The organism is Facivitalis istanbulensis (genome assembly GCF_040560405.1).
Taxonomy (GTDB): Bacteria; Pseudomonadota; Alphaproteobacteria; order Sphingomonadales; family Sphingomonadaceae; genus Sphingomonas; species Sphingomonas istanbulensis.
Map to the genome: position 1 here is coordinate 99,422 of NZ_JAVSCQ010000003.1, position 23,261 is coordinate 122,682.

Below are 23,261 nucleotides of genomic sequence, written 5' to 3' on the forward strand. Positions count from 1 at the left end.
AAGCGAGCTTTACGTCTCGGCGAGCTTCTCCACCATCTCCTGCGCCAACAGGCTCAGCGTGTCGTCGCGCGCGCCCATCACCACGATCCGGTCGCCTGCCCGCGCTTCCGCCACCAGCATGTCCGCCGCCGCCTGGCGGTCGGCGATATGGCGGGCATCGACGCCGCGTGTGCGCAGGTCGGCGGTAATATCCGCACTCGTGACCTCACGCGTGACGGTGCCGCCGAAATAGGCCGGGTCGGGCATCGCCAGCACGTCGCCCGGCATCATCCGCGCGGCGATGCTGTCGACCAGCTCGCGGCGCATGACCCTCAGCGGACCATAGCCATGCGGCTGGAACAGGATCAGCAACCGGCCCGGAAAGGCGTGGAGCGTGTCGAGCGTCGCGGCGATCTTGTCGGGGTTGTGGCCGAAATCGTCGATCACGGTCACGCCGTTCGCCTCGCCGACCTTCTCGAACCGGCGCTTGAGACCGGTGAAGCGCTCGACCGCGCGGATCGCGTCGATCAAGGGCACCCCCGCCGCCACGCTCGCGCCGATCGCGGCCAGCGCGTTGGAGACATTGTGGCGGCCCGGCACCGACAGGCGGACATGATAGCCCGCGCCGCCCGTCACCATGTCGAACCCGATCGCAAAGGGTTCGGGCTTCAGCGCCTCGGCCACCAGATCGGCCGCGCCCTCGACCGCGAAGGTCGTCAGGTCGGGAAGATCGGCGAGCAGCGCCGCCGTCTCGGGATCGCCCGCATTGGCGACGACATGGCGCGCGCGCGCCGCGAAGCCGCCGAACAGCGTGCGCAGTTCCTCCAGCGATTTATGGTCGAGGCTGACATTGTTCAGCACGGCGATCGCCGGATCGTAGAGCGCGATCGAGCCGTCGCTCTCGTCCACCTCGCTGACGAACGCCGCGCCGTTGCCGACCAGCGCGCTGGCGAACGGGCTGTAGGGCGAGACGAAGTCCTTCATCACCGCGCCGTTCATCGCGGTCGGGTCACGTCCGGTTTCGTGCAGGATGAAGGCGATCATGCCGGTGACGGTCGATTTGCCGCTGGTCCCCGCGACACCGATGGGCAGCGCGCTGTCGTTGAACAGGCTGGCGAGCATCTGCGCGCGGGTGGCGCGGGGGCAGCCCAGCCGGTTGGCGACGACGATATCGGCCACCGTCTCCTCGACCGCCGCGGAGGCGATGACCAGCTGGTCCGCTGCGGTCACGCCCGAGCCGTCCTGCGGGAACAGCGCGATCCCGGCGGCGCGCAACGCGTCGAACTTGGCCGCAACCCGCCCCTGGTCCAACCCACGATCCGATCCCGCCACGGTCCAGCCGCGCGCACACAAGATCATCGCCAGCGGCATCATGCCCGATCCGCCGATACCCACCAGAAAACAGGATTTGCCGTTGTCCATGGTGCCACGCTATCGGCGACTTGGCCCTTCAGGGCAATGCCTGCTCCTCTTGTCGTGCCGGGGATCACAACCGCATGAAGATCGGAATCCTCGCCCCTTCCAGCATCGGCAATCCCGCCGCCGAGGCACCCGCCAGCGCCTTTGCCGCGATCGCCTATCCGGCACTGGACCTGATCTTCCACCCGCAATGCTATGAGCAGGACGGGCATTTCGCCGGGTCGGACGATCGGCGCGCGGCGGCCTTCCTCGAATTCGCGAATGATCCGGGGGTCGACGCCATCTGGTTCCTGCGCGGCGGCTATGGATCGAATCGCATCCTGTCGCGGGTCATGCCCAAGCTGAACGGCGCGGCGGGGCATAAGACCTATATCGGCTATTCGGACATCGGCTTCGTGCTGGCGGCGCTCTATGCGCGGCGGATCGGGCGGCCGGTGCATGGCCCGATGGTCAGCGATATCCGGCGGCAGGGCGGCGACGTGACGATCGCCCGCTCGCTCGGCTGGCTGGCGAGCGGCGACCGGCAGGGGCTGGAGCCCGGTCTCGACGGGCGACCGGCGGCGGCGTTCAACCTGTCCATCCTCGCCGCGCTGATCGGCACGCCCTGGCTGCCCGACCTGACCGATCACGTCCTGCTGATCGAGGAGGTGTCCGAGCATATGTATGCGATCGACCGGATGCTCTTCACCATGGCCAACGCCACCCAGTTGAAGGGGCTGGCGGGCGTCCGGCTGGGCGCGGTCAGCAATGTGCAGGACAATGAACCCGCCTGGGGCGAGACGCTGGAATTCATGATCCAGCGCTGGTGCGGGGAGATGGGCGTGCCCTATCTGGGCCGCGCGCGGATCGGGCATGTGCAGGACAATCATCTGGTCCCGTTCGGAATTGCCTGATCCGACGGCGGTCTTGGCCCCGGGTGGCCCTGGGACGGCAAGAGGCTTGGGGCTGCTACTCGCCGTCCGCGAAGGTAGGATGGCTGCTGTCGTCCATACCCCGAACATCCTCAGGCCACAGTATCTGGCCAGGACAGCATAGGCGAGATCGCCCCGACCGTTCGGGCGAGTGGCCGCAAAGCTCTGGTCCCAATAGTCTAGGACGGGCTGGGGAAAGGCGGTCATCCCGGCAGGGTACATGACCACGCGCCGCATTGGGAGAGCCCCGTCGCACTGGATCCCAAAGGAAAAGGGGCCGGAACCGAAGTCCCGACCCCTTGATCCTGTCAGCCGCAAGGCCGGGCGGTGATTACGCGCCCGGGACTTCCGCGACGTTCACCTTGATGCCACGGCCCATCGTCGACGAGACGGCGATCTTGCGGACATATTTGCCCTTCGCGCCCGACGGCTTGGCCTTGATCAGTGCATCGACCAGCGCGTCGAAGTTCGCGCGCAGGTCTTCCGCCGGGAACGACGCCTTGCCGATGCCCGAGTGGATGATGCCCGCCTTTTCGACGCGATACTCGACCTGACCGCCCTTGGCCGCCTTGACGGCTTCGGCGACGTTCATGGTCACGGTGCCCAGCTTCGGGTTCGGCATCAGGCCCTTGGGGCCCAGCACCTTGCCGAGGCGACCGACGACGCCCATCATGTCCGGGGTCGCGATGCAGCGGTCGAAATCGATGGTGCCGCCCTGGATGGTTTCCATCAGGTCCTCGGCGCCCACGACGTCGGCGCCAGCGGCGCGTGCCTCGTCGGCCTTCGCGCCCTTGGCGAACACGCCCACGCGAACGGTCTTGCCGGTGCCCTTGGGCAGGGTGACGACGCCGCGGACCATCTGGTCGGCGTGGCGCGGGTCAACGCCCAGGTTGACGGCGATCTCGATCGTCTCGTCGAACTTCGAGGTCGCATGGGTGCGCGCCAGCGAGATCGCCTCGTCGATGCCGTGCAGCTTCTCGGCGTCGATCTGGACGGCCTTCTGCTTCTTGGTCAGCTTCGCCATGATATCAGCCCTCCACCACTTCGAGGCCCATCGCGCGGGCGGAGCCTTCGATGATCTTGGTCGCAGCCTCGATGTCGTTGGCGTTCAGGTCCTTCATCTTGGCCTGGGCGATTTCCGCGAGCTTGGAGCGCGCGATCTTGCCCGCCGACACCTTGCCCGGCTCCTTCGAGCCCGACTTCAGGTTGGCCGCCTTCTTGATGAGGTAGGTCGCAGGCGCGGTCTTCGTCTCGAACGAGAACGAACGGTCGGCATAGACGGTGATGACGGTGGGCAGCGGGGTGCCCTTCTCGACTTCGCCGGTCTGCGCGTTGAACGCCTTGCAGAATTCCATGATGTTTACACCGCGCTGACCCAGCGCCGGGCCGATCGGCGGCGAGGGGTTGGCGGCGCCCGCAGGCACCTGCAGCTTGATATAGCCGGTAATCTTCTTTGCCATGTCACTCTCTTTTCGAGTCTAGCGGTCGTGACGGGCACGCGAGGCATGAGCCAGCGCACCCTCCCGCAAGGGTTCCGTCGCATGATGCTAGGGAAGCGCGGGCCGATAGCCGAAAATGGGGTGAATGGCAAGGTGGCCCGACGGGTGTTTCGCGCGGCGCGAGCGGCGGCGCGCGAGGCGGCATGAAAAAGGCCGGTGGCGTCGCCGCCCCGGCCCGTTTCCCGTCCGATCGTGCGATCTTATTTCGAGCGTTCGACCTGCTCGAAATCCAGTTCGACCGGAGTCGCGCGACCGAAGATCGACACCGACACCTTGACCTTGGACTTGTCGAAGTCGAGTTCCTCGACCACGCCGTTGAAGCTGGCGAAGGGGCCTTCCAGCACCTTGACCGCATCGCCGATCTCGTAATCGACCTTGACCTTGTGCTTGGGGGCGGCGGCGGCCTCCTCCTTGGAGTTGAGCATCCGCGCGGCCTCGGCCTCGCTGATCGCCTGGGGCTTGCCCATCGCGCCCAGGAAGCCGGTCACCTTCGGCGTGTTCTTGACCAGGTGATAGACCTGGTCGGTCATGTCGAGCTTGGCCAGCACATAGCCGGGCATGAACTTGCGCTCGACAGCGATCTTCTTGCCGCGCCGCGCCTCGGTGACGGTTTCGGTCGGCACCTCGATCTGCGCGACGAGATGGTCCAGGCCCAGGCGGGTCGCCTCGGCCATGATGGAGTCGCGGACCTTGCCCTCGAAACCGGAATAAGCGTGGATGATGTACCAGCGCGCCATGGGGAACCTTTACTTCGCGAGCGAGAGCAGCGCGCGGACCAGTGCCTCGAAGAACGAGTCGACCGCCAGGAAGAAGATGGCGAGGATCGTGGTCATCACGACCACCATCACGCCGGTCATCACCGTTTCGCGCCGCGTCGGCCAGACGACCTTCTTGGTCTCGGTCTTGACCTGCTGGAAGAATTCGATGGGGGTCGTCTTCGCCACTCGTGCCGTTCCCGCACCTGCGTTGAATAGGGGTCAGCGGGGCATGGGTCCGCCGTCGCCTGACCCGGGGGTCCTGCGACGAAAGGTCCGTCCGCGCTGTTCGGATGGGCACGCGATGTAGCCGTGCATGGGGTAAAAGGCAAGGGCGGGCCGAAGATGCGTCGCTGCCACGGATCGACTCAGCAGCAGCGACCGCCATTCTTTCCGCCATAGCGCGCCTGCTGACGCTCGCGGAAAAACGTCACCTCGTCCATCGGCTCCCGGTCGGGATGCGTGGCGGCCATGTGCGCGCGATAGGCGTCATAGCTCGGCATCCCGACCATCGCGTTGCCGATCGCCCGCAACCGGGCCAGCCAGCTCATGCGCCCCGGCTCATTCGGCGGCGACCATCTCGGGCGGCACTTCGGTGACGCTCGGCCGGTCGATTCGCCGGGCGATCAGGCAGGTGCGCACCGCATAGACGAGGATTGCCACCACCACGCCGAGGAATATCGCGCTCAACCCGGCGTCGATCCGGTCGTTGAACACGATCCGGCCCATCTCGGCCATGGTCTTGGCCGGGGCCAGGATTTTCCCGTCCGCCGCCGCCGTCGCGAACCGGTCGGCATGGGCCAGGAAGCCGACGCGTGGGTCGCTGGAAAAGATCTTCAGCCACCCCGCGGTCAATGTGCAGGCGAGCAGCCAGATGGTCGGCACCACCGTGATCCAGGCGAAACGGTCCTTCTTCATGCGGAACAGCACGACGGTCGACAGCATCAGCGCGACGGCGGCCAGCATCTGGTTGGAGATGCCGAACAGTGGCCACAGCGTGTTCACCCCGCCCAGCGGATCGGTCACGCCCTGATAGAGGAAGAAGCCCCAGGCCGCGACGCACAGGCCGGTCGCGATCAGCCCCGGCGCGACCTTGCTCGATCCACGGAAGCCGGGGACGACGAGGCCGATCAGGTCCTGCAACATGAACCGCCCTGCGCGTGTGCCCGCATCGACGGCGGTCAGGATGAACAGCGCCTCGAACAGGATCGCGAAGTGATACCAGAAGGCCTTCATCGCCTGTCCGCCGAACAGGTGGCTGAAAATCTCCGCCATCGCCACCGCCAGCGTCGGCGCGCCGCCTGCGCGGCTGATGATCGTATGCTCGCCGACATCCCTGGCCACCTGCGCCAGCGTATCGGCCGAGATGGGGAAGCCCATCGCGGTGACGGCGGCGGCGGCGCTGGCGGGGTCGGTGCCCAGCACGGCGGCGGGCGCGTTCATCGCGAAATAGACGCCCGGATCGAGGATCGAGGCCGCGACCAGCGCCATGATCGCCACCGCGCTTTCCATCAGCATCGCGCCATACCCGATGAACGGCGCGTCCTTCTCGCTGGCGATCAGCTTGGGGGTGGTGCCGCTGGCGATCAGCGCGTGGAAGCCCGACACCGCACCGCACGCGATGGTGATGAACAGGAAGGGGAAGAGCGGCCCCGCCCAGACCGGCCCGCTGCCGTCGATGAACTTCGTTAGCGCGGGCATCTTCAGCGGGGGCGCCATGATGACGATGCCGATGGCCAGCGCCACGATCGCGCCGATCTTGAGGAAGGTCGACAGATAGTCGCGCGGGGCGAGCAACAGCCACACCGGCAGGACCGAGGCGACCGCGCCGTAACCGATCAGCAGGAAGCAGAGCTGCACCGGGGTGAAGGTGAACAGCGGCGCGAACACCGCCGATTGCGCGACCGACTGGCCATAGACGATGGCGAGGATCAGGCCGATAAAGCCGATGATCGACACCTCGCCGATCTTCCCCGGCCGGACCCAGCGGGTATAGCCGCCCATCAGCATGGCGAGCGGCACGGTGGCCGCGACGGTGAACAGTCCCCAGGGGCTTTCGGCCAGCGCCCGCACGACGATCAGCGCCAGCACCGCCAGGATGATGACCATGATCATGAAGGCGCCGAACAGCGCGATGGTGCCCGCCACCGGGCCCATCTCCATGCGGATCAATTCGCCCAGCGAACGGCCGTCGCGTCGCATCGACAGGAACAGCACCAGGAAATCCTGCACCGCCCCGGCCAGCACCACACCGGCCAGGATCCACAGCGTCCCCGGCAGATAGCCCATCTGCGCCGCCAGCACCGGCCCGACCAGCGGTCCGGCCCCCGCGATCGCGGCGAAATGGTGGCCGAACAGCACCGTCCGGTCGGTTGCGACATAGTCCAGGCCATCGGCGCGGCGGATCGCGGGAGTGGGGCGGGCCGGATCGATGCCGATCACCCGCGCGATGAACAGGGCATAATAGCGATAGGCGATGAGATAGACCGAGACCGCCGCCGCGACGATCCACAGTGCGTTGATCGGTTCGCCCCGCACCGTGGCGATCACGCCCAGTGCGCCCGCGCCCATGATCGCCAGCGCGATCCAGGGGAGGTGTTTCGTCATGCCCCGCCGGTCCTCTCTCGTTTGTCCGGCGGGATCTTTACCGTCCGGGTCCGATCACGCCACCCCGGAAAGACGATCGATGGGTGAAGGCAATGGGGGAGTGAGGAGAGCGGGCCTTGCGCGGGCGGTTCTCAATGCATGGAGAAGGTGCGCGACAGGCCGTGATAGAGTTTCTCGCGACAGACGAGCGTGCTTGCGCCGTCGGCCAGGAACGCGACCGCGAACATGGGCAGCATCAGGCCCCGGCTGGCGGTCGTCTCCGACAGGATGATGACGGCGGTCAGCGGCGCGCGCACCACGCCGGCGAAATAGGCGACCATGCCCAGGATAACGATCGCCGAAGACGGCGAACCGGGGAATAGCGGGCACAGCAGATTGCCCACGCCCGCGCCCACCGCCAGCGAGGGGGCGAAAATGCCGCCGGGCAGTCCGGCGACCGCGGTGGCGAGCGTGGTGACCAGCTTGGCCGGGCCGAACCACAGCGGCGCATCGGCCCCCGCGATCATCGCCCGTGCCGAGCCATAGCCGGTGCCCCAGGTCAGCCCGGTGGCACAGCCCAGCCCGGCGACCACCAGCCCGCACAGCGCGGCGAAGACGACCGGATGGGCCTTGGTCCAGCGGGTCAGCCGGTTGGTGCCGATCGCGAGCATCAGCATCAGGCGTGAGAAGAGCCCGCCGACCAGCCCGCCGACCAGCCCGATCACCGGCACCGCGACCAGGGCGGAGGTGACACCCATATGCGCGCCGATCACGCCGAAATAGACATAGTCGCCCTGCACCGACTGGGCGACCATGCCCGCGATGACGATCGCGGCGATCACCAGCAGCGTGACCCGCTGCTCATAGGCGGAGGCGAGTTCCTCGATCGCGAACAACAGCCCGGCGATCGGCGTGTTGAACGCCGCGGCGACCCCCGCCGCCCCCCCGGCGATCAGCACCGCGCCGCGCAACGGCACGCGCAGCAGGCGGTGGCTCAGCCCCATGACCGCTGCGGCAATCTGCACCGTCGGGCCTTCGCGCCCGACCGACGCGCCGCCCAGCACCGCCATGATGGTCAGTAACGCCTTGCCGATCACGGTACGGATCGACACCAGCGAATGGGTGGCGCGTTCGGGGTCCTCCTGCGCCGCGATCACCTGCGGAATGCCCGAACCGCGCGCCAGCGGCACGTAGCGCCGTGTCAGCCAGACCAGCGCGGCGAACAGGATCGGCGTGGTGACGAGCGGGGCATAGGGATAGCGGGCGGCATAGAGCGCGAACATCCGGCCAGCGGTATCGGCGGCGAGCGCGAAGAGCGTCGCGGCCAAGCCGATCGCCACCGCCCCCAGCAGGATGGCGAGCCGGGTCCGGAACTGGATCGTGCTCGGTCTTTGCGTGCGGAGCAGGGCGCGATAGCGACTGGGCGTCCATCGGTGGTGCGATGGGGAAATGGACTCCGAATCCGACATGGATGTCGCTTACACCTCCCAAGGAAAAAGACCAGCCGGGCTCGTCCCCGCCGCCCGATTGGCCTAGACCCGCCCATGCCCGGCCGGATCAGGTCCCGACCAGGCATGGGATCAACAACGGACGAACCGACAAGATGGCAGCAGAAGCGGCGGCGAACATGACGAAGGGGCCGGGTAGATTCCGGCGTTGGTGGTCGATCTGGGCGGTGGGCGGCGTCGATCATGACGCGGTGCTGCGCCAGATCGCCGAGGATTCGGGCTGGACCGGGCGCTATGCCTTCCTGATCGTCGTGTCGGCCGCCATTTCGCTGCTCGGCCTGCTCATGCCTTCTGTCGCGGTGCTGATCGGCGCGATGCTGCTGTCGCCGTTGATGATGCCGATCATCGGGCTGGGCTTTGGCATCGCCACCGTCGACACGCGCGAGATCCGGCGGGCGGCGACGGCGTTGCTGGTCGGGGCGCTGCTCGCCGTCGCGCTGTCGGTGTTGTTCGTAACCCTGTCGCCGATCCAGACGATCACCAGCGAGATCGCCAGCCGCACCCGGCCGACCCTGTTCGACCTGCTGGTCGCGCTGCTGTCGGCGGTGGCGGGCGCCTATGCGCTGATTCGCGGACGGGGGGGCACGGTGGTGGGCGTGGCCATCGCGATCGCGCTGATGCCGCCGCTGGTCGTGGTCGGCTTCGGCATCGCGACGCTCAACTGGACGGTGTTCAGCGGGTCGCTGCTGCTCTTCCTGACCAATGCGATCACGATCGCGCTGACCGCCGCGCTGGTCGCGCGGGTCTATGGCTTTGGCAGCCATTTGTCACCGCAGCATACCGGATGGCAGTTGATCCTGTTCGTCGTCGCGCTGGGCCTGTTGTCGGTGCCGCTGGGCGCTGCGCTGCGCCAGATCGCGTTCGAGTCCGTGGCGCGGCGCCAAGTGCGGGAGACGATCGCCGAGCGCTTCCCCGATCCCTCGCGCCTGGGGCAGCTCGACATCGACTATGGTGCCAAGCCGATCCGTATCCGCGCAATGGTGCTGACCGCCAAGCTCGATCCCACGGCCGATCGGCGATTGGAGGCCGATCTGCGCCGGAGGCTGGCGCGCCCGATCGACGTGCATGTCGACCAGTTGCGGATCGCGCCCGACGGCACCAGCGTCGAAGCCGCGCAGATCGCGGGGGCCAACCGGTCCAGCGGGCCGAGCGCGGCCGAACTGCAACAGCGCGCGGTCGCCGATCTCGCGCTGATCGCCGGGGTGCGGCCCGACGATGTGCGTGTCGATACCGAGAACCGTTCGTTGCAGGCCACCGCGGCGCCGTTGCCGGGGCTGACCATGGCGGGCTATCGCGAGCTGGAGGCAAGGGCGTCCAACGCGTTGCCGGGATGGACGGTGCGGCTGGCTCCTTCGGTCGACGCGGTCCTGCCGGTCCCCCGGCTGGACGCGGGGGTGGTCAGCGACGGGGCGCTGACGCTGGCGGCCTGGGCGTCCGGTCGTGCCGGGCGCGCGCTGGTCGTGCAGGGCGGAACCCCGGCGCAGCGCCGTGCGGTCGCCGTCGGAATCCGCGATCGGGGCGGCTCGGCGAGTGCCGGTGCGACGGCGGAGGGTTCGTTGCGGCTGGCCTGGGTTGAGAATGCGCCAGTCGTGGCGGCGGCGGAAGGGGACAGCCACCGCGCGCCGGCGGCCCGATGACGCGGTGCAGGAGAGTGAGCGGGCCGCATCCGACGCCGGCCCGGCTCGGGATCCGGCCGCCGCCCTGATGTTACGCCCCGTTAACGCTTTGTCTTTACAGACGATGTGGAGCGGAGGGCATCCTGTGAGCGGAACGGAACAGATCGACTTTGAGCAGCGGCTGGCGGCTTTTGGGTATAATGCCTCCAGCTATTCCTCTTTCCCGACGATCAAGCGGGCGATCGAGCGTCATGCGCCCGCCGCGCTGGTCGCGCTGTACCGCTATATCGGGGCGACGTCGCAGATTCGCGGGCTGTTCGCGTCGCAGGCGCGGATGGATCACGCCCGCGACAAGCAACTGGACCATTGGCGCAAGCTGTTTTCCGGCCCGCTCGACCGCGGCTATGCCGAATCGTCGACGCATATCGGCCAGGTCCATGCCCGGATCGGCCTGGCGCCGACCTGGTACATCAGCGGCTATGCACGGATGCTGGAATATGTGCTGCCCAAGCTCATCATCGGGCGGTTCCTGGGTCTGTTCGGCGCCCGGCGCCGGGCGCGCGCCGCCACGGCGCTGGTCAAGGCGTCGCTGATCGACATGGACATCGCGCTGGCCGCCTATTTCGAGGCCGAACAGGCCGGACGTCGCGCGGTGATCGAACGGTGCGAGGCGGTGTTCGACCGCATGGCCAAGGGCGACCTGACCGCGACGCTCGACGGGCTCCCCGCCGAATATCAGGCGCTGGCGGACAGTTTCGAGGCGATGCGCGTCCAGATGTGTTCGACGCTGGGCGTCGTCACCCGTTCGAGCGGGCAGATCCGCACCGGGTCGGGCGATATCCACCAGGCCTCGGACGACCTGTCCGACCGCACCAAGCAACAGGCGGCCTCGCTGGAGGAAACCGCCGCGGCGATGCAGCAGATCACGGTTACGGTCCGCCAGACCGCCGAGGGTGCGTCGCAGGCCAATCGCATCGTCGGCGAAGCGCGCAGCGAGGCCGAGGATTCGGGCGAGATCGTCCGCCGCGCGGTCGAGGCGATGAGCGGGATCGAACGCTCTTCCTCCGAGATCAGCGAGATCATCACCGTCATCGACGGCATCTCGTTCCAGACCAATCTGCTCGCGCTCAACGCAGGCGTCGAGGCGGCACGGGCCGGGGAAGCGGGCAAGGGCTTCGCGGTCGTTGCCAGCGAGGTGCGGGCGCTCGCCCAGCGTTCGGCCGAAGCGGCCAAGGACGTGAAGACGCGCATCCTGGCCTCGTCGGATCAGGTCGGCGCCGGTGTCGAGCTGGTCAACCAGGCGGGCGAGGCACTGCAGCGGATCATCGGTCGCATCGGCGAGATCAGCGACCTCGTCTCGCGTATCGCCGCTTCCGCCAGCCAGCAGTCCAATGGCCTGCAACAGGTCAACAATGCGGTGTCCGAGATGGACGGCGTGACCCAGCGCAACGCCGCGATGGTCGAGCAGGCGACTTCCGCCGCGCGCAGCCTGGCCGAAGAGGCCGAGATCCTGGCGAACGAGGTCGCGCGCTTCCGCCTGAGCGCCGAGATGGGCGATCGCGGCAATGCGGTTCATCGCCTGCAACGGCGGCTGACGGCCACCGGCTGACCCCCGATGGGCCGCCACGGCCGGGCAGGTTTCCCATGGCCGGCCAACTTATCGCTTGCCCGCTGCCCGTCTCCGGGGTGAAAGACGGGCATGGACCATATTTCCTCTCCCCTGGTCGTTGGTATCGGCGGTACGATCGGTAGCGTTTCGTCCACCGAGCGGGCGCTGCGGATCGCGATGACGGCCGCAGCCGATGAAGGGTTCCGCACCCATGTGTTCGGCGGCGAGGATCTGGCGCGCCTGCCGCTTTACAACCCGCGCGCGGCGGAGCGGACCGAGGCGGAGCAGGCCTTTGTCGACACGGTGCGCCAGGCTTCGGCGATCATCATCGCCAGCCCGGGCTATCATGGCAGCATTTCGGGGTTGGTGAAGAACGCGCTCGACCTGCTGGAGGAAACTGCGAAGGACACGCGGCCCTATCTGGCGGACCTGCCGGTCGGGCTGATCGCCACCGCTTATGGCTGGCAGGCGACGGGGTCGACCATCGCGGCGCTGCGCTCGATCGTCCATGCGCTGCGCGGCTGGCCCACGCCGTTCGCGGCGGCGATCAATACGCAGCAGACCCGTTTCGACGCGGAGGGGCGGATCGGCGACCCGGCGGTCGAAGGGCAATTGCGGCTGGTCGGCCAGCAGATCGCCCGTTTCGCGCCGCTGGCGGGGACCATCCAGGCGTCGAACTAAGCGTTCGATCGCCCGACGGTCAAAACACGCCATCGGCTTGGTGAACCGTGACCCCTGGGCTCGGCCCTTTGTCGGGGCGGTCTCCGGCCTTAACCCAGCCGGTCGGTCACCAGCGCGGTGATCTCGTCCGCGATCGCGGCGGGATCGCGCAACGCGCCGTGCGCCACGGTTGACACCGTCGCCCATTCGCCCAGCATCGCGCCGTCCGCCATCGCGGCATAATTGGCCCGCACCCGCGCCTGCAGCCCCAGATCGGCCTCATAGGCGTCATAGGTGTCGTCGGTGTAGCTGCGCTTGCGCTTCCGGGCGATCAGGTCGCGCGCGATGTCGAGCGGGGTGTCGAGATAGACCGACAGGTGCGGCGCGGGCAGGCGGAACTGCACCGTTTCGAGCTGCTCGATCCATTGCAGCAGCGCCTGCGCCTGTTCGGGCGGCACCTGCGCGGCCTGATAGGCCATGTTGGACGCGATATAGCGGTCGAAGACGATGACGTCGTGCCGCTCGGCGAGGTCGACCAGATGCGGCCGCGATTCGAATCGGTCGAGCGCGTAGAGCGTCGCCGCCGTTTCGGGCGCCGCCGCATGGGGCAGACGGCCCGCCAGATACTCGCCCAGCGCCCAGCCGCCGATCGTGTCGCCATATCGTGGAAAGGACAGCGCCGCCGCCGAACGCCCGGCGGCGTTCAGGCGCTCGGCCACCGCCGCGGTCGCGGTCGCCTTGCCCGCGCCATCGCCGCCTTCGATCGCCAGAAGAAATGCCATCAGCCGCGCAGCCTTTCGTGGTGGCGGATCACCTCGTCGATGATAAAGCGCAGGAACTTCTCCGAAAATTCCGGATCGAGTTGCGCATCCAGGGCCAGTTGGCGCAGGCGCGCGATCTGCGACTCCTCGCGGCCCGGATCGGCGGGGGGCAGGCCGTTCTTCGCCTTATATTCGCCGACCGCCTGGGTGACCTTGAACCGCTCGGCCAGCATGAAGACCAGCGCGGCGTCGATATTGTCGATCGACTGGCGATAGCCGGTCAGCACGGTGTCGGACATGATCGATACGTCTCCCTCGGACAGGCGGGCACGGGCAATTTCACGCCCGCCCTTTCGCGCCAAGGCTTGCGTTCGGCAAGCGTTGTCGCCAGAGGCTCTTACCTGCCCATGACCGTAACCGCCACCCGCCTCGCCAAGCCCGCGCCCTCGCTGGACCCGATGATCCGGCTGGTGGCGGACGACATGAACGCCGTGAACCAGGTCATCATCGACCGGATGCGCTCGGAAATCCCGCTGATCCCGCAACTGGCCGGGCATCTGATCTCGGGCGGGGGCAAGCGGATGCGCCCGATGCTGACGCTCGCGAGCGCACAACTGCTGGGCTATCGGGGCACCAGCCACCATGTGCTGGCGGCGGCGGTCGAGTTCATCCACACCGCCACGCTGCTGCACGACGATGTCGTCGACGGGTCGGACCTGCGGCGCGGGCGGCGGACCGCCAACATCATCTGGGGCAATCCGGCGAGCGTGCTGGTCGGCGACTTCCTGTTCAGCCGCTCGTTCCAGCTGATGGTCGATGCGGGCAGCCTGAAAGTGCTCAACATCCTGTCGGGCGCCTCGGCGGTGATCGCCGAGGGCGAGGTGAACCAGCTGACCGCCGTGCGGCAGGTGGGGCTCGCCGAGGAACGCTATCTGTCGATCATCGACGCCAAGACCGCCGCGCTGTTCGCCGCCGCCTGCCGCATCGCGGCGGTGATCGCCGAGCGGCCCGAGGCGGAGGAACTGGCGCTGGAGGCCTATGGCCGGAACCTCGGCATCGCGTTCCAGCTGATCGACGATGCGATCGACTATACGTCGGACGCGGGCACGATGGGCAAGGACGCGGGCGACGATTTCCGCGAGGGCAAGATGACGCTGCCGGTCATCCTGGCCTATGCGCGGGCGAACGACGACGACCGGCAGTTCTGGAAGGACGCGGTCGAGGGTCGGCGGACCTCGGACGAGGATTTCACCCATGCCGTGGCCCTGGTCCGCAAGAGCCGGGCGGTCGACGACACCATGGCCCGCGCCCGCCATTACGGCGCGCTGGCGATCGAGGCGATCCGCGGCTTTGCCGACGGTCCCGCCAAGGCGGCGATGGTCGAAGCCGTCGAATTCGCGGTCGCGCGGGCATACTGAGGTCTTTTCCGCCACTCTGGTAAATGACCACCCCGGCGAAGGCCGGGGGTTGGTTTCGGTGAATTGACGATGGCACTGGGCGGTTGCCTTCCCCGCATCGCCTGGCGCGCCACGAGCTTGATGGAGCCTGGGCCCCGGCCTTCGCCGGGGTGGTGCCGAGGGGGAGGGCGGTGACCCTCAATCCCCGCCTCCGTTCAGGCTGAACGGAGGGCAGGGTTCTTCACCGCAACCCCCAAACGCCCTATCGCATCCGCATGACCCTGCCCGTCACCGCCGTCCTGCCCGAGCTGCTGGCCATGCTCGCGGACCGACCCAATGCCGTCCTCGTCGCGCCACCGGGCGCGGGCAAGACTACCGCCATCGCCCCCGCGCTGCTCGACCAGAAGTGGTGCGCGGGCGAGGTGCTGCTCCTGTCGCCCCGTCGCCTCGCCGCACGCGCGGCGGCCGAACGGATGGCGGCGCTCGCCGGTGAGCCGGTCGGCCGGACCTACGGCTATGCCACGCGCATGGATACGAAGGTCAGCGCGGCGACCCGCGTGACCGTCGTGACCGAGGGCATCTTCGTCGCGCGGATCCAGTCCGACCCGGAGCTGGCGGGCGTGGCGGCGGTGCTGTTCGACGAGGTGCATGAGCGCAGCCTGGACGGCGATTTCGGCCTTGCGCTCGCGCTCGATGCGCAGGCGGGGCTGCGGTCCGATCTGCGCATCGTGGCGATGTCCGCGACGCTGGACGGCCGCCGCTTCGCCAGCCTGATGGGCGAGGCGCCGGTGATCGAGAGCGAGGGGCGCAGCCACCCGCTGACCCTGCGCCACCTCGGCCGGGCCGCCGAGGCGCGGATCGAGGATTCGGTCGCCGCCGCCATCCGTCGCGCGCTGGCCGATGAGGCGGAGGGCGACATCCTCGCCTTCCTCCCCGGCACCGCCGAGATCGCGCGCACGGCCGAGCGGCTGGCGACGCTGCCGCCCGATATCGCGATCCACGAGCTTCATGGCTCGCTCGACCCGGCGGCGCAGCGCGCGGCGATCCGACGCGACCCGGAAGGGCGGCGGCGGATCGTGCTGGCCACCTCGATCGCCGAGACCAGCCTGACGCTCGACGGCGTGCGGATCGTGGTCGACTCCGGTCTCGCCCGCCGTCCCCGCTACGATCGCGCGGCGGGGATGACCCGGCTTGTGACCGAGCGGGCGAGCCAGGCCGCGGTGATCCAGCGCGCCGGGCGCGCCGCGCGTCAGGCGCCCGGTATCGCCTATCGCCTGTGGGAAGAGGCGGCGACGGCGGGGCTGCCGCGCTTCGACCCGCCCGAGATACTGGAAGCGGACCTGTCGGCGCTGCTGCTGGGCGTCGCGCTGTGGGGGGTGAGCGATCCGCGCGCGCTGCCCTGGCTCGACCCGCCGCCCCAGGCCGCGATCGACGAGGCGCGGGCCCGGCTGACCGTGCTGGAGGCGCTGGACGATACGGGACGTCCGACCGCGCATGGCCGGGCCATCGCCGCGCTGCCCATGCCGCCACGGCTCGCGCATATGCTGATCCGCGCGGGCGAGCATGACCTTGCCTCGGTCGCCGCCGATGTCGCGGTGCTGCTGGGCGAACGGGGGATCGGGGGCCCCGACACCGATCTGGAGCAACGCCTGCGTCGCTGGCGGACCGAGCGTGGTCCCAAGGCGGAGGCGGCGCGGGGAATGGCCAGACGCTGGGCGAGCCTCGCCCCCAGGCCGGCCGCGCGTGCGGCAGCCGAGCGCGAGACATGGGATCATCCGGTCGGCGTGGCGCTCGCGCTGGCCTATCCCGACCGGGTGGCGCGGCGGCGCGACGCCATGGCGGAGAATTGGGCGAGCGTCGGCGGGCGCGGCTTTCGGCTCGATCCGGCGTCCTCGCTGGCGGCGAACGAATGGCTGGCGGTGGGCGAGACGCAGGGGGCGGCGTCGGGGGCGCGCATCCTGTCCGCCGCGCCGCTCGACCTGCCCACGATCGAATCGCTGTTCGCCGACCGGATCGAGACTCGACGCAGCGTCACCTTCTCCCCGGCGACCGGCGGGGTGGAGGCCCTGCGCGAACGGCGGCTGGGCGCGTTGCGTCTGTCGAGCGGGCCCGACTCGGGCGCGTCGGCCGAGGCGGTGGCGGCGGCGCTGGTCGACGGTGTGCGGACCCATGGCCTGTCGCTATTGCCGTGGAGCGATGCGGCGGCGGCGTACCGGGCGCGTGCCGCCTATGCCGGGGTGGCGCTGGACGAGGCGACCCTCCTCGAACGCCTCGACGACTGGCTGCCCGCGCTCGTGGCGGGCAAAAGGCGGCTGGACGCGATCGCGCCGGGGGCGTTGGCCGAGGCGATCCGCAACCTCATCGACTGGAACGACCAGCGCCGGATCGATTCGATCGCGCCCGCGCATTTCACCAGCCCGGCCGGCAGCACCCATGCGATCGACTATGCGGCCGAGGGCGGCCCGCGCGTCGAACTCCGCGTGCAGGCGCTGTTCGGCCTGGCCGAGCATCCGGTGATCGGCACCGAACGCGTGCCGCTGGTCCTCAGCCTGACCTCACCCGCCGGGCGACCGATCCAGACGACACGCGACCTGCCCGGCTTCTGGGCCGGAAGCTGGAGCGCGGTGGCCAAGGAAATGCGCGGGCGCTACCCGCGCCATCCCTGGCCGGACGACGCGGCGGCGGCGTCCGCGACACTGCGCACGAAAAAGGCGGATGCAAGAGCCGCCGGTTCGCGATAAGGGACACGCATGATGGCCACCGCTCGCATCTTCCAGCGCCCCAAGAACGCGATGCAGTCCGGCAAGTACCGGACCGATCGCTGGCAACTCGAATTCGAACCCACCGAGGCGAAGCTGCCCGATCCCCTGACCGGCTGGGCCGGCAGCGGCGATACGCGCGAACAGGTCCGCCTGACCTTCGCCACGCTGGAAGAGGCGATCGCCTATTGCCAGCGCGAAGGGCTGGACCATCATGTGGTCCCGACGCCGCAGAAGACGCTCAAGTTGCAGAGCTACGCCGACAATTTCCGTTGAGCGGTGACCCCCGGCGAGGGCCGGGGGCTTCCCCGATCGTTCGCGAGGGCACCGGCGGGTGATCGTCCGAAGGGCCTCACCGCCGCAGGCGATGGCCCTCCGCGCGACGTCAACGGCCGAGAATTCCGGCCCCCATCAGCAACAGCATCTTGGCGTCGATCGCCACACCCGCCGCGCGGCGCATCGCGATGAAGGCGGGAATCTCGGACAGCGCTACGCGGTGGACGACGATCTGTTCGTCCGAATCGCCGCCGCCTTCGCCGACCTTCACCAGCCCGCTCGCGCGGACCAGCGTGAAGCGTTCCGACGTCATGCCCGGCGAGGAGCAATAGTCGCCCAGCGCCTCGATCCGGCTGGGACGATAGCCTGTTTCCTCCTCCAACTCGCGCGCGGCCCCGTCCAGCACCGCTTCGCCCTCGGTCTCGTCGCCGATCAGCCCGGCGGGCATTTCCAGGCACGGCGCGCCCAGCGGAATGCGGAACTGCTCGACCAGCAGGATATGGTCGTCCTCGATCGCGAGGATCACCGCCGCGCGGATGTCGCGCGGCCGGTCGGCATATTCCCAGGTGCCACGCTTGCGCAGCGCGAGAAACCGCCCCTCGGCCATGGTTTCGAGGGGGGCGTCCATACGGGGATCGGTCATAGCGAGATCGGTCTGTCCGGCAGTTCGTTGGTATCGGCCGCCGTCTTGGGGAAATGCTCGGCCAGCACAAGCCCGATCCGCTCGACTGCGGCGCTCATTCCCTCGCCGATCCGGTCATCCGCGACATGGGGCAGCATCGCCGCCATCGCCTTGCCCCAGATTTCGGGGCCGACCTTGCCGGTCAGCCCGGAGTCGGCGACGATCTCGGCCATATGCTCGCCCTCTGACAGGTAGAGCAGCACGCCGTAGCGGCTGTCGGTCCGCCGCTCCGCCGCGACGCGGAACAGCAGCACCGCGCGCGCCCGGACGCGGGCATGGCGGATGCCGCGCGGCACGAGCGCGATCCGGCGCGTGACGGTGCCGAGCAGTGCGAAGACCAGCGCGAAGACCAGGATCTGCGCGATCATCAGCACGCCGAGGATCAGGTCCTCGCCCGGCGCGCTCCACCCTTCATGCACCAGTGCGAGCAGCTTCAGCCCAAGGTTCGGAAAGAGCGCCGCGAAGAGCGGCACCAGCAGCATCGCACCGCTCGCGATCCAGAGCGCGACATCGCGATATTCGTCCGACCGGGACGCGACGATGGTGACGATCTCGGCATCGGTCGTCGCCTCCGCCCGCGCCACGGCGGCGGTGATCAGATCGCTATCGGCTTCGCTCAACATCCTACCAATCCCCCGAAGCGCCGCCGCCGCCGAAATCACCGCCGCCGCCGCCAGTAAAGCCGCCGCCGAACCACGACCCGTCGCTGCCCCCGCCGGAGGAGCCGCCCGACCCCCAGCCGCGACCCGATCCGCCACTGCCCCAGCCGGGGCCCCAGAGGATGATCGGCCAGCCCCCGCCGCCGCGCCGACCCCCGCCGCCGCCACCGCGATCATCATCATCGTCGTCATGGAAACGCTGCCCCTGTCGCCGACGGATCAGCGTCAGGACGACGAACCCGCCGATGAACACGACCAGGACGATCAGGATCGGGAAGCCGTTGGCATCGCCGCCGCGTCGGCGCGCGTCGAACTGCCTGGCGGCCTCGGCAATCTTGGCCTTGGCCTCTTCGGGCGAGGCGCGCAACTGGGCGATCACCGCATCGGTGCCCGCGGTCATCGCGCCGGGAATGTCGCCCGATTCGCGCAGGCGCGGCATCATCTGCGTGCGGATCATCTGCGACGACCAGGCATCGGTCAGGATCGGCTCCAGCCCGCGCCCGACCTCCAGCCGGGGACCGCGCTGGCCCTTGCCCTCATTGGGCGCGACGAACAGGATCGCGCCATTGTCGGCATCCTTCAGCCCGACGCCCCAGGCGCGGCCGAGTCGATAGCCATAATCCTCGATCGGATAGCCCTGCAGGTCGGGGATCGTCGCGACCACCAGCTGGCGGCCCGTATCCTTTTGCAGCGCCTCCAGCTTCTGTTCGAGCTGTGCCCTGGTGGCGGGATCGAGCTTGTTGGCGGCATCAACCACCAGCCCGTCGAACTTGGGGAATGTCTGCGCCATGACGGGCACGGCGCAGAGGACCAGCCAGAGCCCGAGAAGCGGGCGAAGCCATCGGGCAAACCGGGTCATGGCCGCCCGATCAGTTGTCGAAACTGACCTTCGGCGCATTCTCGGCCCCGGGCGTCGCCTGATAGGGCGTCATCGGCTTGGCACCGTAGAACACCTTGGCGCCGATCGCGTCGGGGAAGGTGCGGATGCGGGTGTTATAGGCCTGCACCGCCTTGTTGTAATCGCCGATCGCGATGTTGATCCGGTTCTCCGTCCCTTCGAGCTGACTCATGAAGGTCTGGAAATTGTCCTGGCTCTTCAGGTTCGGATAGGCCTCGACATTGGCCAGCAACCGGCCGAGCGAGCCGCTGAGCTGGCCCTGTGCCTGCGCGAATTGCTGCATCTTGGCGGGGTCGGTCAGGTCTTCGCCGCTGACCTGCACCGACGTCGCCCTGGCGCGGGCGTTGACCACGTCGGTCAGGATCGCCTTTTCGGAGGCGGCGGCGCCCTTCACGGTGGCTTCCAGATTGGGGATCAGGTTGGCGCGACGCTGATAGGCGGCCTGGACATCGGCCCATTTCGCCTTGGCGTTTTCCTCCGCCGTCGGCACGCTGTTCATGCCGCAGCCCGACAGGGCGACGGCCATCACGACCGGGGTCAGGGCAAGGGCGGAACGACGCATTCGACAAATCCTCCATCAACTGTATCGTCTATATAAGACGCGAGCGCCGCTTGGCGAAGGGGAAAAGCGACGATACCCTGACGCCTTGTGAACAGTGGGAGTTGGCGATGTTCAAGGAATTTCGGGCCTTTATTGCGCGGGGGAATGTCCTCGACCTGGCGGTGGCGGTCATCATCGGCGCGGCCTTCAGCAAGATCGTGACCTCGCTGACCGATGACGTCCTGATGCCGGTCATCGGCAAGATTTTCGGCGGGCTGGATTTCTCCAGCTATTTCCTGCGCATGGGGCCGGTTCCGGTCAGCTATACGGGGTCGCTGAGCGATTATGCGGCGCTCAAGAAGGCAGGCGTGCCGCTGCTCGGCTATGGCGCGTTCGTGACCCAGGCGGTCAATTTCGTGATCGTCGCCTTCATCATCTTCCTTCTGGTCCGCACCGTGAACCGCGCGACCGCGCTGTTCGAGAAGGAAAAGGCCGCGGTTGCCGAAGAGCCCAAGGTCGAGCCCGCCGATGTCGGGCTGTTGCGTGAGATCCGCGACGAACTGCGCGCGCGGCGTCCGTAACGCGACGTCGTCCCCCGGTGCCCCGATGATGATCGGGGTGCCGGACATCCATCTGACATATTGGCGGAAAATGGTGGGCGCTGACGGGTTCGAACCGCCGACCTACTCGGTGTAAACGAGCCGCTCTACCAGCTGAGCTAAGCGCCCCCCGTTCGGGAAGCCACGCCTAATGCCGATGCGCTATGCGTCTGGCAAGGTGCTTTTGCGCACCCTTGGCACGGAGCAAACCCATTTGGTTCTTTTGTTGGATACAAGATCGGCCTCGTTCGGTACATAACAGGAACATCGAGGGCGGTACGGTCGATGGGAACGACCGTGACGGTCCTCGATGCTTCGGGGGAGCGGGGATGGCCGGTAAGGGGGAGGGCACGCGGTGGACGTCGGCGCGGCGACGGCAATTCCTGGCCGCGCTGGCGATCAGCGCCGATGCGGGGGTGGCGGCGCGGGCGGTGGGAGAGACGCCCGGCGCGGCCCGATCGCTGCGGCGGCGCGACCCGGCCTTTGGCGAGGCCTGGGACGCGGCGATCGGCGCGGCGCACGCGCTGGTCGAGGAAGGGCTGCTGCGCCGGATGCTCGCCCTGTTGGCGGCCGGGGATGAGGCCGGGGCTGGCGGCGGGGAGGTGGAGGGTGGAGAGGCCGGTGCGGGGACCGCCGGCCTCTCCATCTCCCCGCCGCTCGCGGCCACCGAGGTGCAACTCTATTTGAAGCTCCTCGCGCGCCGCGATGTGCTGGCCCAGGCCGGGGACGCCGGGAGCGATGCGGCGCGGGCGAGCGCGGCGGAGACCGATGCGGCGCTGGAGCGTGCGCTTGATGGTCTCGCGCGGCGGCGACTGAAGGGGATGGCATGATGGCGAAGCAGGATGCGGCAATGCGGCTCGCCACGCTGGCCATGCTGGAACCGGCGGCGCGCGAGCATGCGCTGGCGGCGCTGACGCCGGGGCAGAAGCGCGAACTGGTCGAGCGATGGGAATTATGGGCGCATGACGGACAGGTCGCGCCGCCAGGCAACTGGCGCGTCTGGCTGATCCGGGCGGGGCGCGGCTTTGGCAAGACGCGGGCGGGGGCGGAATGGGTGAGCGCGCTCGCCCGTGACCATCCGGGCGCGCGAATCGCGCTGATGGGCGCGACGCTGCGCGATGTCGAACGCGTGATGGTGCGTGGCGAAAGCGGGCTGCTGGCGGTGGCGCGCAAGGACGAGAGCCCGCGCTGGATCGGCAGCCTGGGGCAGGTGCATTTCGCGTCCGGGGCGATCGGCTTCGCCTATTCGGCGGCGGCGCCCGAGGCGTTGCGCGGGCCGCAGCATCATGCCGCCTGGTGCGACGAACTGGGCAAGTGGAAGGGGGAGGCCGGGTGGGACAATCTGATGATGACGCTCCGGCTGGGGGACACCCCGCGCGTGCTGGTCACGACGACGCCGCGCGCGACGCCGCTCATGCGCAAGGTCATGGCGCTGCCCGATTGCGTCGAGACGATCGGGCGGACTAGCGACAATGCCCATCTGCCTGACAGTTTCCAGGACGCGATGCTGGCGCAATATGGCGATACGCGGCTGGGGCGGCAGGAACTGGACGGCGAGATGGTCGACGATCGCGAGGGGGCCTTGTGGACCCGCGCGCTGCTCGACCGGCAGCGGGCGAAGACGGTGCCCGCGCTCGATCGGGTGGTGGTCGGCGTCGATCCGCCCGCGACCAGCGGTGGCGACGCCTGCGGGATCGTCGCGGTCGGGCTGGGGCGCGACGGCCATGGCTATGTGCTGGAGGATGCGAGCGAGGCCGGACTCTCGCCCGAGGGCTGGGCGGCGCGGGTTGCGGGCTGTGCCCGGCGCCACCGCGCGGACCGGGTGGTGGCGGAGCGCAACCAGGGCGGCGACATGGTGGAGAGCGTGCTGCGGCTCGCCGACCCGACCCTGCCGGTGCATCTGGTCTATGCCTCGATCGGGAAGGCGGCGCGGGCGGAGCCGGTGTCGTTCCTCTATGCGCAGGGGCGGGTGTGGCATAGCCGCGGCTTTCCGGCGCTGGAGGACGAACTCTGCGGGCTGGGGGTGGCGGGGGCCTATGAGGGGCCGGGCCGCTCGCCGGATCGTGCCGACGCGCTGGTCTGGGCGCTGACCGAGCTGATGCTGTCCGGGCGGGGACCGCCGGGGATCCGGAATTTGTGAGCGCGTG

At 68.7% G+C, this 23,261-nt stretch carries 24 protein-coding genes and 1 tRNA gene; 10 read left to right on the forward strand and 15 right to left on the reverse strand.

The window, feature by feature from the left end:
* Window positions 1-9 precede the first annotated feature (9 nt).
* Complete coding sequence (locus tag RN629_RS03135) at window positions 10-1,401, reverse strand: UDP-N-acetylmuramate--L-alanine ligase (protein ID WP_407033813.1); 1,392 nt, start codon at window positions 1,399-1,401, stop codon at window positions 10-12.
* A gap of 74 nt (window positions 1,402-1,475) precedes the next feature.
* Between RN629_RS03135 and RN629_RS03140 the strand changes: the two genes are divergently transcribed.
* Complete coding sequence (locus tag RN629_RS03140) at window positions 1,476-2,291, forward strand: LD-carboxypeptidase (RefSeq protein ID WP_407033814.1); 816 nt, start codon at window positions 1,476-1,478, stop codon at window positions 2,289-2,291.
* 349 nt (window positions 2,292-2,640) lie between these two features.
* Here the strand turns inward: RN629_RS03140 and rplA are convergent, their stop codons facing one another.
* From rplA to RN629_RS03175, 7 genes are all read right to left on the reverse strand, one after another.
* Window positions 2,641-3,333 (reverse strand): 50S ribosomal protein L1, encoded by a 693-nt coding sequence (gene rplA, locus RN629_RS03145; protein WP_407033815.1) that lies wholly within the window; start codon window positions 3,331-3,333, stop codon window positions 2,641-2,643.
* Window positions 3,334-3,337: 4 nt separating this feature from the next.
* On the reverse strand, window positions 3,338-3,769 hold the full coding sequence (gene rplK, locus RN629_RS03150) for a 50S ribosomal protein L11 (RefSeq protein ID WP_407033816.1): 432 nt from the start codon (window positions 3,767-3,769) through the stop codon (window positions 3,338-3,340).
* 239 nt (window positions 3,770-4,008) lie between these two features.
* Complete coding sequence (gene nusG / locus RN629_RS03155; protein WP_407033817.1) at window positions 4,009-4,545, reverse strand: transcription termination/antitermination protein NusG; 537 nt, start codon at window positions 4,543-4,545, stop codon at window positions 4,009-4,011.
* Window positions 4,546-4,554: 9 nt separating this feature from the next.
* Entirely contained in the window at window positions 4,555-4,752 is a 198-nt protein-coding gene (gene secE, locus RN629_RS03160; RefSeq protein ID WP_407033818.1) for a preprotein translocase subunit SecE, read from the reverse strand.
* 179 nt (window positions 4,753-4,931) lie between these two features.
* On the reverse strand, window positions 4,932-5,114 hold the full coding sequence (locus RN629_RS03165; RefSeq protein ID WP_407033819.1) for a YbdD/YjiX family protein: 183 nt from the start codon (window positions 5,112-5,114) through the stop codon (window positions 4,932-4,934).
* A gap of 10 nt (window positions 5,115-5,124) precedes the next feature.
* Window positions 5,125-7,170, reverse strand: coding sequence for a carbon starvation CstA family protein (locus RN629_RS03170; RefSeq protein WP_407033820.1), 2,046 nt, complete (start codon window positions 7,168-7,170; stop codon window positions 5,125-5,127).
* 131 nt (window positions 7,171-7,301) lie between these two features.
* On the reverse strand, window positions 7,302-8,618 hold the full coding sequence (locus RN629_RS03175) for a chloride channel protein (protein ID WP_407033821.1): 1,317 nt from the start codon (window positions 8,616-8,618) through the stop codon (window positions 7,302-7,304).
* 134 nt (window positions 8,619-8,752) lie between these two features.
* Between RN629_RS03175 and RN629_RS03180 the strand changes: the two genes are divergently transcribed.
* The 3 genes from RN629_RS03180 (at window position 8,753) to RN629_RS03190 (ending at window position 12,563) form a co-directional block, all read left to right on the forward strand.
* The gene (locus RN629_RS03180) at window positions 8,753-10,294 is read left to right on the forward strand and encodes a DUF389 domain-containing protein (RefSeq protein WP_407033822.1); all 1,542 of its coding nucleotides are present in this window, start codon (window positions 8,753-8,755) and stop codon (window positions 10,292-10,294) included.
* A 124-nt stretch (window positions 10,295-10,418) separates the two neighbouring features.
* Window positions 10,419-11,882, forward strand: a complete 1,464-nt coding sequence (locus RN629_RS03185) for a methyl-accepting chemotaxis protein (protein ID WP_407033823.1) — start codon at window positions 10,419-10,421, stop codon at window positions 11,880-11,882.
* Between the two features lie 90 nt (window positions 11,883-11,972).
* Window positions 11,973-12,563, forward strand: a complete 591-nt coding sequence (locus RN629_RS03190) for an NADPH-dependent FMN reductase (protein WP_407033824.1) — start codon at window positions 11,973-11,975, stop codon at window positions 12,561-12,563.
* Between the two features lie 89 nt (window positions 12,564-12,652).
* Here RN629_RS03190 and RN629_RS03195 read toward each other — a convergent pair whose 3' ends face one another.
* Together RN629_RS03195 and RN629_RS03200 are read right to left on the reverse strand one after the other, a co-directional pair.
* Window positions 12,653-13,324: a nucleoside/nucleotide kinase family protein gene (locus RN629_RS03195; protein WP_407033825.1), complete on the reverse strand. Its 672-nt coding sequence runs from the start codon at window positions 13,322-13,324 to the stop codon at window positions 12,653-12,655.
* Window positions 13,324-13,602 carry a chorismate mutase gene (locus RN629_RS03200; protein ID WP_407033826.1) on the reverse strand — a complete coding sequence of 93 codons (279 nt, stop codon included), beginning with the start codon at window positions 13,600-13,602 and terminating at the stop codon, window positions 13,324-13,326. Before RN629_RS03200 ends, RN629_RS03195 begins: the two co-directional genes overlap by 1 nt.
* A 108-nt stretch (window positions 13,603-13,710) precedes the next feature.
* On the opposite strand from RN629_RS03200, the gene RN629_RS03205 reads away from it, so the two are divergent.
* From RN629_RS03205 to RN629_RS03215, 3 genes are all read left to right on the forward strand, one after another.
* Window positions 13,711-14,721 carry a polyprenyl synthetase family protein gene (locus tag RN629_RS03205; protein WP_407033827.1) on the forward strand — a complete coding sequence of 337 codons (1,011 nt, stop codon included), beginning with the start codon at window positions 13,711-13,713 and terminating at the stop codon, window positions 14,719-14,721.
* 254 nt (window positions 14,722-14,975) lie between these two features.
* The gene (hrpB, locus tag RN629_RS03210; protein ID WP_407033828.1) at window positions 14,976-17,441 is read left to right on the forward strand and encodes an ATP-dependent helicase HrpB; all 2,466 of its coding nucleotides are present in this window, start codon (window positions 14,976-14,978) and stop codon (window positions 17,439-17,441) included.
* 12 nt (window positions 17,442-17,453) lie between these two features.
* Window positions 17,454-17,735: an ETC complex I subunit gene (locus RN629_RS03215; protein WP_407033937.1), complete on the forward strand. Its 282-nt coding sequence runs from the start codon at window positions 17,454-17,456 to the stop codon at window positions 17,733-17,735.
* Window positions 17,736-17,844: 109 nt separating this feature from the next.
* Here RN629_RS03215 and RN629_RS03220 read toward each other — a convergent pair whose 3' ends face one another.
* The 4 genes from RN629_RS03220 to RN629_RS03235 are packed head-to-tail and all read right to left on the reverse strand — an operon-like array spanning window position 17,845 to window position 20,536.
* Entirely contained in the window at window positions 17,845-18,378 is a 534-nt protein-coding gene (locus RN629_RS03220; RefSeq protein WP_407033829.1) for an NUDIX hydrolase, read from the reverse strand.
* Complete coding sequence (locus RN629_RS03225; protein ID WP_407033830.1) at window positions 18,375-19,040, reverse strand: TPM domain-containing protein; 666 nt, start codon at window positions 19,038-19,040, stop codon at window positions 18,375-18,377. The genes RN629_RS03220 and RN629_RS03225 overlap by 4 nt, the downstream gene beginning before the upstream one ends.
* Window position 19,041: 1 nt before the next feature.
* Window positions 19,042-19,935 carry a TPM domain-containing protein gene (locus RN629_RS03230; RefSeq protein WP_407033831.1) on the reverse strand — a complete coding sequence of 298 codons (894 nt, stop codon included), beginning with the start codon at window positions 19,933-19,935 and terminating at the stop codon, window positions 19,042-19,044.
* Window positions 19,936-19,945: 10 nt separating this feature from the next.
* Window positions 19,946-20,536, reverse strand: a complete 591-nt coding sequence (locus RN629_RS03235) for a LemA family protein (RefSeq protein ID WP_407033832.1) — start codon at window positions 20,534-20,536, stop codon at window positions 19,946-19,948.
* Window positions 20,537-20,643: 107 nt separating this feature from the next.
* On the opposite strand from RN629_RS03235, the gene mscL reads away from it, so the two are divergent.
* A complete protein-coding gene (mscL, locus tag RN629_RS03240; protein WP_407033833.1) occupies window positions 20,644-21,096 on the forward strand; it encodes a large conductance mechanosensitive channel protein MscL in 453 nt (150 codons plus the stop codon).
* Window positions 21,097-21,167: 71 nt separating this feature from the next.
* On the opposite strand, the gene RN629_RS03245 is transcribed toward mscL, so the two are convergent.
* A tRNA-Val gene (locus RN629_RS03245) sits at window positions 21,168-21,243 on the reverse strand.
* A gap of 200 nt (window positions 21,244-21,443) precedes the next feature.
* On the opposite strand from RN629_RS03245, the gene RN629_RS03250 reads away from it, so the two are divergent.
* Entirely contained in the window at window positions 21,444-21,944 is a 501-nt protein-coding gene (locus RN629_RS03250) for a hypothetical protein (RefSeq protein ID WP_407033834.1), read from the forward strand.
* Window positions 21,944-23,254 (forward strand): DNA-packaging protein, encoded by a 1,311-nt coding sequence (locus tag RN629_RS03255; protein WP_407033938.1) that lies wholly within the window; start codon window positions 21,944-21,946, stop codon window positions 23,252-23,254. Before RN629_RS03250 ends, RN629_RS03255 begins: the two co-directional genes overlap by 1 nt.
* Window positions 23,255-23,261: the final 7 nt, after the last annotated feature.